Source organism: Paraburkholderia yinzeri, assembly GCF_046581065.1.
GTDB lineage: Bacteria > Pseudomonadota > Gammaproteobacteria > Burkholderiales > Burkholderiaceae > Paraburkholderia.
In genome coordinates, this window is the sequence record NZ_JBFOCJ010000001.1 from 1997003 (window position 1) to 2011774 (window position 14772).

Annotated in this window: 16 protein-coding genes; 9 read left to right on the forward strand and 7 right to left on the reverse strand. The window is 65.0% G+C overall.

All coding sequences use genetic code 11. The features are described 5' to 3' along the window. Positions 1-136 precede the first annotated feature (136 nt). A complete protein-coding gene (locus WJ542_RS09575; RefSeq protein ID WP_411189069.1) occupies positions 137-496 on the forward strand; it encodes a hypothetical protein in 360 nt (119 codons plus the stop codon). 12 nt (positions 497-508) lie between these two features. Here WJ542_RS09575 and WJ542_RS09580 read toward each other — a convergent pair whose 3' ends face one another. Together WJ542_RS09580 and WJ542_RS09585 are read right to left on the reverse strand one after the other, a co-directional pair. After that, entirely contained in the window at positions 509-1354 is an 846-nt protein-coding gene (locus WJ542_RS09580; RefSeq protein ID WP_411189070.1) for a 23S rRNA (adenine(2030)-N(6))-methyltransferase RlmJ, read from the reverse strand. 83 nt (positions 1355-1437) lie between these two features. Then, entirely contained in the window at positions 1438-2409 is a 972-nt protein-coding gene (locus WJ542_RS09585; RefSeq protein WP_411189071.1) for a potassium channel beta subunit family protein, read from the reverse strand. A gap of 204 nt (positions 2410-2613) precedes the next feature. Here WJ542_RS09585 and WJ542_RS09590 point away from each other — a divergent pair, with 204 nt between their 5' ends. Both WJ542_RS09590 and WJ542_RS09595 read left to right on the forward strand, forming a co-directional pair. Continuing rightward, positions 2614-3417 carry a 3-hydroxybutyrate dehydrogenase gene (locus WJ542_RS09590; RefSeq protein WP_027797613.1) on the forward strand — a complete coding sequence of 268 codons (804 nt, stop codon included), beginning with the start codon at positions 2614-2616 and terminating at the stop codon, positions 3415-3417. Between the two features lie 13 nt (positions 3418-3430). Continuing rightward, positions 3431-4705 carry a patatin-like phospholipase family protein gene (locus tag WJ542_RS09595; protein WP_411189072.1) on the forward strand — a complete coding sequence of 425 codons (1275 nt, stop codon included), beginning with the start codon at positions 3431-3433 and terminating at the stop codon, positions 4703-4705. A gap of 89 nt (positions 4706-4794) precedes the next feature. On the opposite strand, the gene WJ542_RS09600 is transcribed toward WJ542_RS09595, so the two are convergent. Continuing rightward, a complete protein-coding gene (locus WJ542_RS09600; RefSeq protein ID WP_411189073.1) occupies positions 4795-5994 on the reverse strand; it encodes an amino acid aminotransferase in 1200 nt (399 codons plus the stop codon). Between the two features lie 216 nt (positions 5995-6210). Between WJ542_RS09600 and uvrB the strand changes: the two genes are divergently transcribed. The 6 genes from uvrB (at position 6211) to WJ542_RS09630 (ending at position 12191) form a co-directional block, all read left to right on the forward strand. Continuing rightward, positions 6211-8292 (forward strand): excinuclease ABC subunit UvrB, encoded by a 2082-nt coding sequence (gene uvrB, locus WJ542_RS09605; protein ID WP_411189074.1) that lies wholly within the window; start codon positions 6211-6213, stop codon positions 8290-8292. Between the two features lie 218 nt (positions 8293-8510). Then, entirely contained in the window at positions 8511-9059 is a 549-nt protein-coding gene (locus WJ542_RS09610; protein ID WP_411189075.1) for an iron transporter, read from the forward strand. A gap of 28 nt (positions 9060-9087) precedes the next feature. Beyond that, on the forward strand, positions 9088-9432 hold the full coding sequence (locus WJ542_RS09615; protein WP_411189076.1) for a cupredoxin domain-containing protein: 345 nt from the start codon (positions 9088-9090) through the stop codon (positions 9430-9432). A 56-nt stretch (positions 9433-9488) separates the two neighbouring features. After that, positions 9489-10331: an FTR1 family iron permease gene (locus WJ542_RS09620; RefSeq protein WP_411189077.1), complete on the forward strand. Its 843-nt coding sequence runs from the start codon at positions 9489-9491 to the stop codon at positions 10329-10331. A 59-nt stretch (positions 10332-10390) separates the two neighbouring features. After that, positions 10391-11746 carry a 4Fe-4S binding protein gene (locus WJ542_RS09625; RefSeq protein WP_411190517.1) on the forward strand — a complete coding sequence of 452 codons (1356 nt, stop codon included), beginning with the start codon at positions 10391-10393 and terminating at the stop codon, positions 11744-11746. 37 nt (positions 11747-11783) lie between these two features. Next, positions 11784-12191, forward strand: coding sequence for a GlcG/HbpS family heme-binding protein (locus WJ542_RS09630; RefSeq protein ID WP_411189078.1), 408 nt, complete (start codon positions 11784-11786; stop codon positions 12189-12191). Positions 12192-12336: 145 nt separating this feature from the next. On the opposite strand, the gene hemP is transcribed toward WJ542_RS09630, so the two are convergent. The 4 genes from hemP to WJ542_RS09650 all read right to left on the reverse strand — a co-directional run bounded on the left by hemP (position 12337) and on the right by WJ542_RS09650 (position 14661). Continuing rightward, positions 12337-12645, reverse strand: coding sequence for a hemin uptake protein HemP (gene hemP / locus WJ542_RS09635; RefSeq protein ID WP_411189079.1), 309 nt, complete (start codon positions 12643-12645; stop codon positions 12337-12339). Positions 12646-12789: 144 nt separating this feature from the next. Next, complete coding sequence (locus tag WJ542_RS09640; protein WP_411189080.1) at positions 12790-13272, reverse strand: SRPBCC family protein; 483 nt, start codon at positions 13270-13272, stop codon at positions 12790-12792. Between the two features lie 45 nt (positions 13273-13317). Continuing rightward, complete coding sequence (locus tag WJ542_RS09645) at positions 13318-13716, reverse strand: OsmC family protein (protein WP_411189081.1); 399 nt, start codon at positions 13714-13716, stop codon at positions 13318-13320. A 63-nt stretch (positions 13717-13779) separates the two neighbouring features. Beyond that, on the reverse strand, positions 13780-14661 hold the full coding sequence (locus tag WJ542_RS09650; protein ID WP_411189082.1) for a pirin family protein: 882 nt from the start codon (positions 14659-14661) through the stop codon (positions 13780-13782). Between the last annotated feature and the right edge of the window lie 111 nt (positions 14662-14772).

The window sequence follows — 14772 nt, forward strand, 5'->3', positions numbered from 1 at the left end:
CCGCGTTGTCGGTGCTTGCGTTGCAGGCCACACGCACAGTCTGAACCTTGACACTGCGGTAAGGTAAAGTCCTTTTTGAGATTGGCCGACATACGAGTGAAGCAGCAAGTGAAGCCACTCATTTCGGGGACCGTTCATGGTGTCAGACCGCATATTCCGCAAGTCTTTGATCGTCTGGTTGCCCGCCGCCGCGCTGGCGTGCGGGCTGGCGCTGGGACACGCCGCCGCCTGGGCGGACGGCCCGCCGTTGATACTCGATACGCAAAAGGGCATCAGCGACGGCCAGAAGGGGATCGTGCTGCAAAACGCGCCGCTTTCGCACGAGCCGATAGTCACGGCCCGCCAGCCTGCGGAGACCACGACGAACTCGTCGCAGTCGTCGCAGCCTTATATCGTCGCGCCGTACATCGAGGTGCCGGGCGGCGGCGGTTCGCGGCCCAATCCGCCGCGCCCACCGTACCCCAGGCCGACGCCCCAGCCCGCGCCGGCTCAATAAGGGCGCCGGCGATCAATCGCCGCGCGACTCGATCTTGAACTGCGCCGCCTGATCCTGGCCCAGTGCTTTCACGAGCCAGGGCAACGTTTCCTTCATGGATGCCACCAGCGTGTAGGGCGGATTCAGGATGAACATGCCGCTGCCGAAGAGCCCGTAACCGTCCGCGGGCGGCTGGCTGACCGTGAGCGTGACGTGCAGCCAGTTCTTGTCCTGCAGGCGCTTGAGCTGATCCGGGAAGCGTTGCGATTCCGGCCGCGTGACCTGCGGATACCAGATCGCATAGGTGCCCGTGGCGAAGCGTTTGAGACTTTCCTCCGCGCAAGCGATCGTGCGCGCGTAGTCGCGCTTGTCCTCGAACGACGGGTCGATCAGAACCAGCGCGCGGCGCGGCGGCGGGGGTAGCAGCGCCTTGACGCCTTCGAAACCGTCGCCGTCGTAGAGCATCACGCGGCGGCCCGCGTCGCGAAAGCGATGGCGCAGCACCTCGATTTCGGTGCTATGCATCTCGAAGAGCCGCATGCGATCCTGCTCGCGCATCAGCCGCCATGCGAGATAGGGCGACCCCGGATAGAACTGCAGCCCGCCGTCCGGATTGAGCGCCGCCACTTCGTCCACGTATTCGGCCAGCGCCGCCGGCAGGTCGGTGCGCCCCCACAGTTTGCCGATACCCGTTTCGAACTCCGCGGTCTTCGTGGCATAGCCTTCGCGCAGCGCGTAGGCGCCCGCGCCCGCGTGGGTGTCGATGTACCAGTAGGCTTTGTCCTTTTTGCCGAGATAGCGCAGGAGCTGCACGACCACGGTGTGTTTCAGGACGTCGGCATGGTTGCCTGCATGGAAGGCGTGGCGGTAACTCAGCATGATGGGTGGGACGGAAAGTCGGAAGAAAACGGGCGGCGGATCGGGGTCGCGTATTGTACGCGGCCCCGGTGCTGCCGCGAACCTCAGTCGTGCTCGTCGCCGACGATCGCTTCGATCTGCGCCTTGATTTCCGGCGTGATCTTTTCGGCAATGTCGCTCGCCAGCATGTTCTGCCCGATCTGCTCCACCCGCGAGGCGCCGGTGATCACGGTGCTCACGTGCGGGTTCTTCAGGATCCAGGCGATGGCCAGTTGGCCGACCGTGCAGCCCAGCTCCGCGGCCAGATCGGCGAGCTTCGCGACGATGGCGTTGCGGTTCGCGTCGGTGAGCGATCCGCGCAGCCAGTCGTAGCCCTGCAACTGGGCGCGGCTGTCCGCCGGCACGCCGCTCTTGTACTTGCCCGTTAGCAGGCCCGAGGCGAGCGGGCTCCAGGTGGTGAGCCCGAGGCCGATGTCCTCGTAGAGCCGCCGGTATTCGTCTTCCACGCGGCGCCGATGGAACAGGTTGTATTGCGGCTGCTCCATGACCGGCTTATGAAGGTGATGCCGCTCGGCAATCTCCCACGCGGCGCGGATTTCGTCGGCGCTCCATTCGGAAGTGCCCCAGTACAGCGCCTTGCCGCGCGTCACCATATCGCTCATCGCCCAGACCGTTTCCTCGATGGGCGTATTCGGGTCCGGCCGGTGGCAGAACGCGAGATCGACGTAATCGAGCTGAAGGCGCTTGAGCGAGCCGTCGATGGCGTTCAGCAGGTACTTGCGGTTGAGCGTGTGGTACTGGTTCGGTGCCTCGTTCAAGCCCCAGAAGAACTTGGTCGAAACCACGTAGCTCACGCGCGGCCACGCCAGTTCCTTGAGCGCGGTGCCCATGATCGTCTCGGACTCGCCGCCCGCGTAGGCCTCGGCGTTGTCGAAAAAGTTGACGCCCGCGTCCCGCGCCGCGGCGAGCGATTCGCGCGCCAGGTTGCGATCGACCTGGTTGCCGTAAGTGACCCACGAGCCGATGGACAGTTCGCTGACCTGCAGGCCCGAGCGGCCCAGTCGCCGATAGTTCATGAATGTCTCCAGAAGGGAAGAAGCCCGATATTAGCGCCAGCGCAAGCGGCTTGTGCCGGACTCGATGCGTGAGATTGCCGGCTTCATGCACAATAGCGCGGTTGGCCGCGGTGCAGCATTCTGCCGAATGGCATACGCCGTCCGGTCAGTTTGACAGTGTCCGCGAGTCGAGGTCTGATTTCATCTACAACCTGGAGGTGCTCGATGTCGTCTCTTTCCCTCAACACCAAACTGGACGGCAAGGTCGCCGTCGTTACTGGCGCGGCTAGCGGCATCGGCAAGCAGATTGCCCTCACGCTCGCGCAGGCGGGCGCGGCGGTCGCCATTGCCGACCTGAACCAGAGCGGCGCGGACGCCGTGGCCGAAGAGATCAAGGGCGCGGGCGGCAAGGCCATCGGCGTGGCCATGGACGTCACGAACGAAGACGCCGTGAACCAGGGGATCGACCGCGTGGCGGCCGAACTGGGTTCGGTGGACATCCTGATTTCGAACGCCGGCATCCAGATCGTGAATCCGATTGAAAACTACGCGTTTTCCGATTGGAAGAAAATGCAGGCCATCCACGTGGACGGCGCGTTCCTCACCACCAAGGCCGCGCTCAAGCACATGTACAAGGACGATCGCGGCGGCGTCGTGATCTACATGGGTTCGGTCCACTCGCACGAGGCCTCGCCGCTCAAGTCGGCCTACGTCACCGCCAAGCATGGGCTGCTCGGTCTCGCGCGCGTGCTGGCCAAAGAAGGCGCGAAGCACAACGTGCGCTCGCACGTGGTTTGCCCTGGCTTCGTGCGCACGCCGCTCGTCGACAAGCAGATTCCCGAACAGGCGAAGGAGCTCGGCATTTCCGAAGAGGAAGTGGTCAAGCACGTGATGCTGGGCGGCACGGTGGACGGCGTGTTCACGACCGTCGAAGACGTCGCGCAGACGGTGCTGTTCCTCTCCGCGTTCCCGACGGCCGCGCTCACGGGCCAGTCTTTCATCGTCAGCCACGGCTGGTTTATGCAGTAAGGGAGACGCGGCCATGGCGCAACGCAAGAAAGGGCAGGTCCAGTCCAGCGCGGTCGACGAACAGGCGGGCGTGCATACCGGCGCCGCGCCGCGGCCGCATCCCCGCCACTGCGGCGAAGAGACCGCCCAATGGGAAACCGTCGCGCTGACGCTGCAGGGCGGCGGCGCGCTCGGTGCCTACCAGGCTGGCGTGTATGAAGGTCTCGCCGAGGCCGGCATCGCGCCGAACTGGCTCGCGGGCATCTCCATCGGCGCGCTCAACACGGCGATCATCGCCGGCAACGCGCCCGAGCACCGCGTGGCGCGGTTGCACGAGTTCTGGGAAACGATCTGTCAGCCCGCCTACACGCCGCCGCTGCCCGGTTTCGTCGAACATGCGTTCTTCAACTCGGGCGATGCGATCCGCAAGACGTTCACCGCGATGCAGGCGGCAGGCGCAATCGTGGAAGGCCAGAAGGGCTTCTTCGTCCCGCGTTTTCCTCCGCCGTTGCCGCACGGCTCGGGGCATCCCGAAAAGGCCAGCTACTACGACACGCGGCCGCTCAAGGCCACGCTCGAGCGGCTATGCGACTTCGACCGGATCAACTCGAAGGAGATTCGCGTTTCGGTTGGCGCCGTCAACGTCGGCACCGGTAACTTTGCCTACTTCGACAACACCACCATGAAGCTGCGGCCCGAGCATTTCATGGCTTCGGGAGCGCTGCCGCCGGGCTTCGCGGCCGTGGAAATCGATGGCGAGTACTACTGGGACGGTGGCCTGATGTCGAACACACCGCTCTACGAGGTCATCCAGACCACGCCGCGCCGCGACACGCTCGCGTTTCAGGTCGACCTCTGGAGCGCGCGCGGGCCCGTGCCCGACAACATCACGGACGTCCAGGGCCGGGTGAAGGACATCCAGTATTCGAGCCGCACGCGTCTCGTGACCGACATGCTGCAGCGCTCGCAGCGCTTCCGTCATGTGTTGCGCGAGGTGCTGGAGCGCGTCGCGCCCGAGCATCGGCAGGATGCGTGGGTAGAAGTGGCGAATGAGCTGTCGTGCTCGAAGAAGTACAACGTGGTCCACCTGATCTACCGGCAGAAGGAGTACGAGGGGCACTTCAAGGACTTCCAGTTCGGCGTTTCGACCATGCGCGAGCATTGGGCGAGCGGTCTGCAGGACATTCGGGCGTCGCTTGCGCAGCCGGGGTGGCTGGAGAAGCCCAACAACGACGCCGGCTTCGTCACTCACGATATTCATCGAGACGCGCGCGGCGGCCGTCGAGTGCCGGGGGAAGGCAGCACGTGACTTGACGTGGACTGGCGTTAAAACACAAACGGCGTCCGTTCATCTTGAACGGACGCCGTTTCAACTTGCTCGTTTGCGAGCGGCTCTGCTTACTTCAGCACTTGCGCGACGGCGCTCGCGACCACGTCGAGGTTGCGCGTGTTGAGCGCGGCCACGCAGATGCGGCCGGTGCTCACGGCGTAGATGCCGAACTCTTCGCGCAGGCGGTCCACCTGAGCGGCCGTGAGGCCCGAGTACGAGAACATGCCGCGCTGCACGTTGATGAAGTTGAAGTCGCGGTCCACGCCGGCAGCCGTCAGGCGCTCGACGAGGCCCGTGCGCATCGCGCGGATACGGTTGCGCATCTCGCCCAGTTCGTTTTCCCACATGGCGCGCAGTTCCGGCGAGCCGAGCACGGCGGCGACCACCGAACCGCCGTGCGTCGGCGGGTTCGAGTAGTTCGTGCGGATCACGCGCTTCAGTTGCGAGAGCACGCGGGCCGATTCTTCCTTGCTGTTCGTGATGACCGACAGCGCGCCCACGCGCTCGCCGTAGAGCGAGAACGACTTCGAGAACGACGACGAAACGAACACGTTGAGTTCCGAAGCGGCGAACAGGCGCACGACTTCGCCGTCTTCCGCGATGCCGTCGCCGAAACCTTGATAGGCGATGTCGAGGAACGGCACGAGGTTGCGCGCCTTCACGACTTCGACGACCTGCTTCCACTGGTCGATCGTGAGATCGACGCCGGTCGGGTTGTGGCAGCACGCGTGCAGCACGACGACCGTGCCCGCGGCGTAGCTGTTCAGCGCGGCCAGCATGCCTTCGAAGTTCACGCCGTTGGTTTGCGCGTCGTAGTACGGATAGGCCGCCACTTCGAAGCCGGCGCTCTCGAAGAGGGCGCGGTGGTTTTCCCAGCTCGGGTCGCTGATCGCGACCTTCGCGGTCGGGTTCACGCGCTTGAGGAAATCGGCGCCGATCTTGAGCGCACCCGTGCCGCCCAATGCCTGGGCCGTCACCACGCGGCCTGCCGCGATCAGCGGCGAGTCGTCGCCGAGCAGCAGCTTCTGCACGGCGGCGTCGTAGGCGGCGAGGCCTTCGATCGGCAGGTAGCCGCGCGGCAGACCGGCTTCGACGCGGGCCTTTTCCGCCTCGCGCACCGCGCGCAGCAGCGGGATCTTGCCTTCCTCGTTGGTGTACACGCCCACGCCGAGGTTCACCTTGGAGGTGCGCGCATCGGCGTTATAGGCTTCGTTCAGGCCCAGGATGGGGTCGCGAGGGGCGAGTTCGACGGCGGAAAAGAGGGACATGATGGTTCGGCTATAGTCAAGGATGGACAATCCGGTTGGCCGGTGCGCTGGCTTGAACGCCGCCGCGCGGTTGCCGCAGGCGACGCAGCCGGCCGGCCACGCAACGCGCTATTGTAGCGAATCTGGGGGGCGTTTTCGCCTGCCAGGACCACCCCCGGCTCGCCGGGGCGCAAGACGCTAGAATAGTCGCTTGCTCAAGGCACAGGATGCCGCCCCATGTCCGACCATATCGTGGCCGATGCGCCCGCGCTCGACGAGTCGAAGTTCGTCCAGTACGAGGGTTCGCCGTTCCAGCTCTATCAGCCATACTTGCCGGCCGGCGACCAGCCCACAGCCATCGAAACGCTCGTGGAGGGCGTGGGCGACGGCCTCTCGTTCCAGACCCTGCTCGGCGTGACCGGCTCGGGCAAGACCTACACGATGGCGAACACGATCGCGCGCCTGGGGCGCCCGGCCATCGTGTTCGCGCCGAACAAGACGCTCGCCGCGCAGCTCTACTCCGAGTTTCGCGAGTTCTTTCCGCGCAATGCGGTCGAGTACTTCGTCTCGTACTACGACTACTACCAGCCGGAAGCCTACGTTCCGCAGCGCGACCTCTTCATCGAGAAGGATTCGTCGATCAACGAGCACATCGAGCAGATGCGGCTCTCCGCGACCAAGAGCCTGATGGAGCGGCGCGACGTGGTGATCGTCGCGACGGTCTCGGCCATCTACGGTATCGGCAATCCGTCCGAGTATCACCAGATGATCCTCACGCTGCGGCACGGCGACAAACTCGGCCAGCGCGACATCATCGCGCGCCTCATCGCGATGCAGTACACGCGCAACGAGCAGGACTTCCAGCGCGGCACGTTCCGCGTGCGCGGCGACACCATCGACATCTTTCCGGCCGAACACGCGGAGATGGCCGTGCGCGTCGAACTCTTCGACGACGAAGTGGAGACGCTGCAGCTCTTCGACCCGCTCACGGGCCGCGTGCGGCAGAAGATTCCGCGCTTCACCGTCTATCCGTCCTCGCACTACGTCACGCCGCGCGATACCGTGCTGCGCGCCGTCGAGACCATCAAGACCGAACTGCGCGACCGGCTCGAGTTCTTCCATACCGAAGGCAAGCTCGTGGAGGCGCAGCGGCTCGAGCAGCGCACGCGCTTCGACCTCGAGATGCTGCAGGAGCTTGGCTTCTGCAAGGGCATCGAGAATTACTCGCGGCACTTCTCGGGCGCGCTGCCCGGCGAGCCGCCGCCCACGCTCGTCGACTACCTGCCGGCCGACGCCGTGATGTTCCTCGACGAATCGCACGTGCTGATCGGCCAGCTCAACGGCATGTACAACGGCGACCGCGCGCGCAAGGAAAATCTCGTCGATTACGGCTTCCGGCTGCCTTCGGCGCTCGATAACCGGCCGCTCAAGTTCAACGAGTTCGAGCACAAGATGCGCCAGGTGATCTTCGTCTCGGCCACGCCCGCCGACTACGAGAAGAAGGTGACGGGTCAGATTGCCGAGCAGGTCGTGCGCCCCACGGGTCTCGTCGACCCGGTGATCGAGGTGCGGCCCGCCTCGACGCAGGTGGACGACGTGCTAGGGGAGATCAACGAACGCGTCGCGGCCGGCGAACGCGTGCTTGTCACCACGCTCACGAAACGCATGGCCGAGCAACTGACCGAATTTCTCGCCGATCACGGCGTGAAAGTGCGCTATCTGCACAGCGACATCGACACGGTCGAGCGCGTGGAGATCATTCGCGACCTGCGACTTGGCACTTTCGACGTGCTCGTGGGCATCAACCTGCTGCGCGAGGGGCTCGACATTCCCGAGGTCTCGCTCGTGGCGATTCTCGACGCCGACAAGGAGGGCTTCCTGCGCGCCGAGCGCTCGCTGATCCAGACCATCGGCCGCGCCGCGCGCAACGTGAACGGCAAGGCGATTCTCTATGGCGACCGCATCACCGACTCGATGCGTCGCGCGATCGACGAGACCGAGCGCCGCCGCGCCAAGCAGATGGCCTTCAACGAGGCGAACGGCATCGTGCCGCGCGGGGTGGTCAAGCGCATCAAGGACATCATCGACGGCGTCTACAACGTGGACGAAGCGCGCGCCGAGCTGCGCGAAGAACAGGAGCGCGCGAAGTTCGAGGACATGTCGGAAAAGCAGATCGCGAAGGAGATCAAGCGCCTCGAGAAGCAGATGATGGATCACGCGAAGAATCTCGAATTCGAAAAGGCTGCGCAGACGCGCGATCAGCTGGCGCTGCTGCGCCAGCGCGTGTTCGGGGCGAACGTGGGCGATCATCCGGCCTGACCGAATCAACTTACGTTTCCTTCATCATGTAAGGCGCCGCCCGGCGCCTTTTCCTTTATGGGCAAAGCCCTTTCCCCAATAGACCTGTCGCCGACTTTCAATTGTTACGAATCCCTATCGGTGCTACACTCCTGCAATATTGAGAATTGTTCGCATTAACGTTTCCGTTGTTGTTGATGCGCTGTCTTGGTGTCTCTCATAAAAAAACAGGAGTTTCGATGCGGATTCACTCTCTCTTGCGCGGCACGGCGCTGATTGCCGCCGCGGCAGCGGCGTGCTCGGCCAGCGCGGCCGAATACCCGATCGGCAAGCAACAGATCCAGGGCGGCATGGAAATCGGCGCGGTCTATCTGCAGCCGATCACCATGGAACCCGAAGGCATGATGCGCAAGGCGTCCGACTCGGACGTCCACCTCGAAGCCGACATCCACGCGGTCAAGAACAACCCGACCGGTTTCGCCGAAGGCGACTGGATGCCTTATCTGCAGGTCCACTACGAACTCTCGAAGCCGGGCTCGAACTACGTGCAGAAGGGCGATCTCATGCCGATGGTCGCGAACGACGGGCCGCATTACGGCGACAACGTCAAGCTGGCCGGCCCCGGCAAGTACCACCTGAAGCTGATCGTCGAAGCGCCGATGCAGACCGGTCACATGGCATTCGGCCGTCACGTCGACAAGGAAACGGGCGTGGGCCCGTGGTTCAAGCCGTTCACGCTCGAATACGACTTCCCGTTCGCGGGCATCGGCAAGAAGGGCGGCTACTGATCGCGCGGAACTCAGGCAGGAACAACGGATGACTGGAATCAGAAAGATGGCGGCGCTCGCATTCGCCGCGGCGCTCGTTGCGCCGCTGGCAGGCGTCGTGCATGCCGAGGATCTGCCGACGTTCAGGCTGGAAATGGCCGACGGCAAGCTGAACCCCGCGCGCATCGACGTGCCGGCGGGCAAGCGCGTCAAGATCGAGGTGCGTAACACGGGCAAGGGCGCGGTGGAGTTCGAGAGCGTCCAGTTGCGCAAGGAAAAGGTGCTGGCGCCTGGCGCGGAATCGTTCGTCGTCATCGCACCGCTCGATCCGGGCGAATACAAGTTCTTCGACGACTTTCATCAGCAGGCGCAGGGCGTGATCGTTGCCAAATGAGCGTTGCCCGATGAGCGTTGCGGCATGACCGGCGGCGCCGGTTGCAGGAGAGTGGAATGGGTCAGGTGATGTTCATCGTGTGGCGGGAGAGCGTCGAGGCGCTGCTCGTCGTCGGCATCCTCTATGCGTGGCTGAAGAACGGGGACGCCGACGCGCGGCGCGGCCTGCCCTATCTGTGGGGCGGCGTGGCGCTCGGGATCCTCGCGGCGGTTGCGCTGGGCGCGGCGCTGGTCGGGTTCACCGAAGTGCTTTCCGGTGATGCGCAGGACGACTTCCAGATTGCGATGGTGCTCGTCGCTTGCGTACTGATCGTGCAGATGGTGCTGTGGATGAAGCAGCACGGGCGCACGCTCAAGCGCGAGATGGAGGCGTCGCTCGAAAAGACCGCGCGCGACGCGAACTGGTGGGGCGTGACCGTGCTGGTCGCGCTCGCCATCGCGCGCGAGGGCAGCGAAACGGTGATTTTCCTCTATGGCCTCGGCTTCGGGCAGTCGGGGCACGTAGCGGCGAGCCAGTACTTCGCCGTACTGATCGGCCTCGCACTCGCGTTCCTCACGTTCTATGTGCTGCAGTTGGGCGGCAAGGTGTTCTCGTGGCGCCAGTTCTTTCGCGTCACCGAAATCATGCTGCTGTTCCTCGGCGCGGGTCTGTTCCAGACCGGTGTGGACAAGCTGATCGACAAGGAAATCCTGCCGACGCTCGTCGATCAGGTGTGGAATTCCTCGGCACTGCTTGATGATTCGGGCACCGTCGGCTCGCTCGTCGCAACGCTCACCGGCTATCGCGCGCATCCCGCGCTCATGAACCTGGCTGCGTATGCCGCGTACTGGTTCATGGTGGGGTTCCTCGTGCGGCGCGCCGGCGGCCGGGCCGCCGCGAGCCAGAGGAAGGCGGCGTGAGCTGTGGTTCGGCCCGGCCGGCCGCGCCGCGTGGCAAGCTCGCGCTGGCCGGGCAGTGGATGCAGCGGCACGGTGCGGCGATCCGCGCCGTGCAATGGGTCGTCGTCGCGATCTATGCGTTCCTGATCCTCGTGCCCGCGGCAATGCCGCTGCCCGACGACACCGCGCATCTCTGGAACAATCTCACGCTCGCCGCGCAGTTCGTCTTCTGGGGCATCTGGTGGCCGTTCGTCCTGCTTTCGATGGTGATGCTCGGGCGCGTGTGGTGCGGCGTGCTATGCCCCGAAGGCGCCCTCACCGAATTCGCGAGCCGGTTCGGCCGCGGCGGGGCGATTCCGCGCTGGATGCGCTGGGGCGGCTGGCCCTCCGTCGCCTTCGGGCTCACCACGATCTATGGGCAGATGGTGAGCGTCTATCAGTACCCGAAAGCGGTGCTGCTGGTGCTGGGGGGATCGACGCTCGGCGCGATGGTGATCGGCTTTTTGTACGGACGCGAAAAGCGCGTCTGGTGTCGCTACCTGTGCCCCGTCAACGGGGTTTTCTCGCTACTGGCGCGTCTCGCGCCGTTTCACTACAAGGTCGACGAGGACGCCTGGCGCCGTTCGTACACGGCGGGAGAGCACGGCGGCCAACGCGTCATCCCCATCAACTGCGCGCCGCTCGTGCCGCTGCGCAACATGAAGGGTGCCGCCGCCTGCCATATGTGCGGCCGCTGCGCGGGTCACCGCGACGCCATCGATCTCGCGTGGCGTTCGCCGGCCGAGGAGGTGGTCGGGCTCGGCAACCGGCAGGCGAGCGGCTGGGATACGGCGCTGATTCTCTACGGACTCCTCGGGATCGCCATCGGCGCGTTTCACTGGACTGCCTCGCCGTGGTTCATCGGTCTCAAGCAGGCCGCTGCGGGCTGGCTCATCGACCGCAACATCGTCTGGCCGCTCGACACGAACGCGCCGTGGTTCCTGCTCACGCATTATCCTGAGCAGAACGATGTGTTTTCATGGCTCGACGGCACGATGATCGTCGGCTATATCGTCGCGACGGGGCTCGTCTACGGCACCGCGCTGTTTGCCCTGCTCGCCGGCGCGAGCGCACTCTTCGGGCGTTTCGACATGCGCCGGCTGCACCATTTTGCTCAGGCGCTGATTCCGCTCGCGGGCGCGGGCGTATTCCTCGGACTTTCGGCGACCACGCTGTCGCTCCTGCGCGCGGAGCACGTCCCGCTCGGCTGGGCATCGGACGTGCGACTTGCGATTCTCGGCATATCGAATATGTGGAGTGGCTGGCTTGCGTGGCGGGTGAGCGGCCGATACAGTCAATCGCTCTGGCAACGCGTTCCGGCGACGACGGTCTTCGTCGCCGCGCTTGCCGTGGTCGACAGCGCGTGGTGGCTCATGTTTTGGGGCTGGACACGCTGACCGGCCGTTCAACGTTCAACCGATCGGAGAGCGAACCATGCGTACCAGGGTAGCACTGACTGACGAAGACATCGTGAAAATGGGCGACGCGGCCGTTGCGTACGCGCGGGCCAACGAGTGGAACGTGACGATTGCCATCGTGGACGAAGGCGCGCACCTGCTGTGGCTGCGCCGACTCGACGGCGCAGCGCCCGTGTCGGCCGAAATCGCGGCGTCCAAGGCCCGCACTGCCGCGCTCGGGCGTCGCGAGAGCAAGGTCTACGAGGAAGTGATCCGCCAGGGACGCACCGCGTTCCTCAGCGCACCGCTGCCGGCGATGCTGGAGGGCGGGGTGCCGATCGTCGTCGACGGAGACGTGATTGGCGCCATTGGCGTCTCGGGCGTGAAGTCCGATCAGGATGCGGCTGTAGCACGCGCGGGCATCGGTGCTATCGGCGTCGAATGAGAACAAAAAAGTGGCGTGGCTGGCTGCGACGGCTGCCTTGAAGAATGTCTGCACGAAGGGGTCTAGATCTCGCGTGCAAGCCGTCGTGACTGGCTACTGCCCCAACGCCTCTCAGGGAGGCGGTCCCCACAATACCCGGTACGTACTACTTGGTGAGGATCAGCTTGCCAAGGCGCGTGGCCCGCAACTGATACGTCTCGCCGTTATGCATGATGCTCACGTGGCTGCGGCCTTGCAGCAGCGCCGTGCTGTCGAGCGTCCGCTCAGGGTTCGCGGCCCGCGCTGTGCCGGCCGCCTCCGCGTTCCTGCGTGCCGGTGCGGACGGCTTGTTCGCCGGTGCCGTTCTGGCTGGCGTGCCGCGCGCAGCGGTCAGCGCCGAAGCACTGGTCGCGCTGCCGGCAGAACTACCTGGGTGGCGCAAGCTGAGCGTGGGTGAGCGGTTGAAGTCGGTCATGGTCGTGACGTCTTTCTCGATAGGATGAGGTGATTCTAAATGATAACCATTCCTATTTTCAACTGTAAGAAATTGATCGGATTGACGCGGCGATAGTCTTTGGGGGGCAGGGGAGCGCGGCACGAGAGGCCGCGCACGGGGCGTTCAGTGCCGCGCCTCGGGGTCGTCGAGACCGAGCACGTATTGGCGGATCAGCCGCACGGTGTCGATATCCGATTCGCGATAAGCCGACTTCACGATCTCGGACGTCTGCCGGTCGTCTTCGGTATCGGCGGTGGGCAGCGTGGTGCGGTAGTCGAAGCGCAGGAATAGCTGCGTTTCCTCCGGCTCTTCGATGGTCATGGTGAGCGAGCCGCCCACGTAAGTGTCGGTCGCGGCGATGTCGTAGCGCACGCTTCGGTCGGGCGTGAGCGTGACATGGTCGCGCACCGTGGCGTGGCCATAGTGCAGCTCGCGCTCCAGGGTGTTGCCTTCGCGCGCGAGGATCGTGCAACTGTCGAGGCCGAGCACGAACAGTTGCGGCTGCTCGGCGCGCAGTACGAGACCTTCCCAGAGCTGCGCGCGCGTCATGGGCTGGACGAGCGGATTCGACGGGTCGTTGATCTGGACAAGATGTTCGAAATTCAAGGTCGGCGGTTTCCTGTGGCTATGTCCTGGTGTCTGCACCGCCGCTCATACGGCTGAGAGGCCCGTGCGGATCGCGATCGTGTTCGTGAGCACCTTGTGGACCGGGCAGGCGTTCGCGATTTGCAGCAGCCGTTCTCGCTGCTCGTCGCTGAGCGCGCCTTCCAGCACGATCTGGCGGTCGATGGTCGTGCCTGCGTTGCCGGTTTCCATCGAGAGCTTCACGCGCACGCCCTCCAGCGGCCATTCCTTGCGCTGCGCGTACATCTTCAGCGTGATCGACGTGCAGGCGCCGAGGCTCGACAGCAGCAGCGAGAACGGCGAGGGACCGCGGTCGCCGCCGCCGAGCGAGGCGGGTTCGTCAGCGATCCAGGTGTGGGTGCCGTCGTCGAATTGAACCTGGTAGTCGGTCGAGCCGATCTGGGCGGTAACGGTGGGTTCGGCCATGAGCTCCTCGCGGGCGGTGCGGACAGGGGATGGGGCGCACGACGCGCCCCTCGAACCGCTATTTTAGTGCGAGATGCGTCCCATGCGCCCGGCCTGGTAGTCGAGCACGGCCTGGCGGATCTCGGCTTCGGTGTTCATCACGAACGGGCCATAACGCACCACCGGCTCGTTGAGCGGCACACCGCCGATCAGCAGCACCTCGAGCGGCTCCGTGGCGTCGTCCGGCGCGGCAAGGACGACCGAATCCCCGTCATTGGCGAAGGCCACCATCTGCTGAGCCTCGATGCGCTCGCCCGCGGGCCCGTAGTTGCCGCTGCCCGAGAGGGCATAAGCAAACACGCGCCACTCGCGCGGCACTGGCTGCTCGACGCGGCCGCCCGGCGCGATCGTGAAGTGCTGGTAGAGGATGGGCGTGCGCGTCTCGATCACGGCTTTCGCGCCGAGCGCCTCGCCGGCGATCACCTTCACCGAAACCTTGCCGTCCGCCGAACGGCCCACCGGAATGCGCGCGCTCGGGATTTCCTGATAGCGCGGCGCGATCATCTTGTCGCGCGCCGGCAGGTTGACCCATAGCTGCAGGCCGTGCACGCGGCCGCCGGCGCGCGCGAATTCGGGGTCGGGCATCTCGCTGTGGATCACGCCGGCGCCCGCCGTCATCCATTGCACGTCGCCGGGGGCGAGCGTGCCCGAGTGGCCCGCCGAATCCTTGTGGCCAAAGCGCCCTTCGAGCGCATACGTGACCGTTTCGAAGCCGCGGTGCGGGTGATCGGGCGCGCCCTTGGCCGCGCCCGGCGCATAGTCGACCGGGCCCATCTCGTCGAGCAGCAGGAACGGATCGAAGTCCATCAGCGTTCGCGTGGGAAACGGACGATGGACGATGAATCCAGCGCCCTCGGTGGTGCGAACGGCGGGAAACACGCGTTCGATCGTGCGGGTGGTCGTCATGGATATCACCTCGGAAAAATGGGAATTGCGCGATAAGCGAAACAAAACGCTATTATAGGTAGCCGTTTTGGGCAGTTCGACGGCCTTGACGCAATGGATTGTCCCATCGCT

Coding starts and splice junctions, on each gene's coding strand:
- WJ542_RS09600 (WP_411189073.1), bottom strand. CDS start 5,994: ATGTCCCTCTTTTCCGCCGTCGAACTCGCCCCTCGCGACCCCATCCTG.
- WJ542_RS09650 (WP_411189082.1), bottom strand. CDS start 14,661: ATGACGACCACCCGCACGATCGAACGCGTGTTTCCCGCCGTTCGCACC.
- WJ542_RS09595 (WP_411189072.1), top strand. CDS start 3,431: ATGGCGCAACGCAAGAAAGGGCAGGTCCAGTCCAGCGCGGTCGACGAA.
- WJ542_RS09580 (WP_411189070.1), bottom strand. CDS start 1,354: ATGCTGAGTTACCGCCACGCCTTCCATGCAGGCAACCATGCCGACGTC.
- WJ542_RS09590 (WP_027797613.1), top strand. CDS start 2,614: ATGTCGTCTCTTTCCCTCAACACCAAACTGGACGGCAAGGTCGCCGTC.
- WJ542_RS09645 (WP_411189081.1), bottom strand. CDS start 13,716: ATGGCCGAACCCACCGTTACCGCCCAGATCGGCTCGACCGACTACCAG.
- WJ542_RS09620 (WP_411189077.1), top strand. CDS start 9,489: ATGGGTCAGGTGATGTTCATCGTGTGGCGGGAGAGCGTCGAGGCGCTG.
- WJ542_RS09615 (WP_411189076.1), top strand. CDS start 9,088: ATGACTGGAATCAGAAAGATGGCGGCGCTCGCATTCGCCGCGGCGCTC.
- hemP (WP_411189079.1), bottom strand. CDS start 12,645: ATGACCGACTTCAACCGCTCACCCACGCTCAGCTTGCGCCACCCAGGT.
- WJ542_RS09575 (WP_411189069.1), top strand. CDS start 137: ATGGTGTCAGACCGCATATTCCGCAAGTCTTTGATCGTCTGGTTGCCC.
- WJ542_RS09585 (WP_411189071.1), bottom strand. CDS start 2,409: ATGAACTATCGGCGACTGGGCCGCTCGGGCCTGCAGGTCAGCGAACTG.
- WJ542_RS09610 (WP_411189075.1), top strand. CDS start 8,511: ATGCGGATTCACTCTCTCTTGCGCGGCACGGCGCTGATTGCCGCCGCG.
- WJ542_RS09625 (WP_411190517.1), top strand. CDS start 10,391: ATGCAGCGGCACGGTGCGGCGATCCGCGCCGTGCAATGGGTCGTCGTC.
- WJ542_RS09630 (WP_411189078.1), top strand. CDS start 11,784: ATGCGTACCAGGGTAGCACTGACTGACGAAGACATCGTGAAAATGGGC.
- uvrB (WP_411189074.1), top strand. CDS start 6,211: ATGTCCGACCATATCGTGGCCGATGCGCCCGCGCTCGACGAGTCGAAG.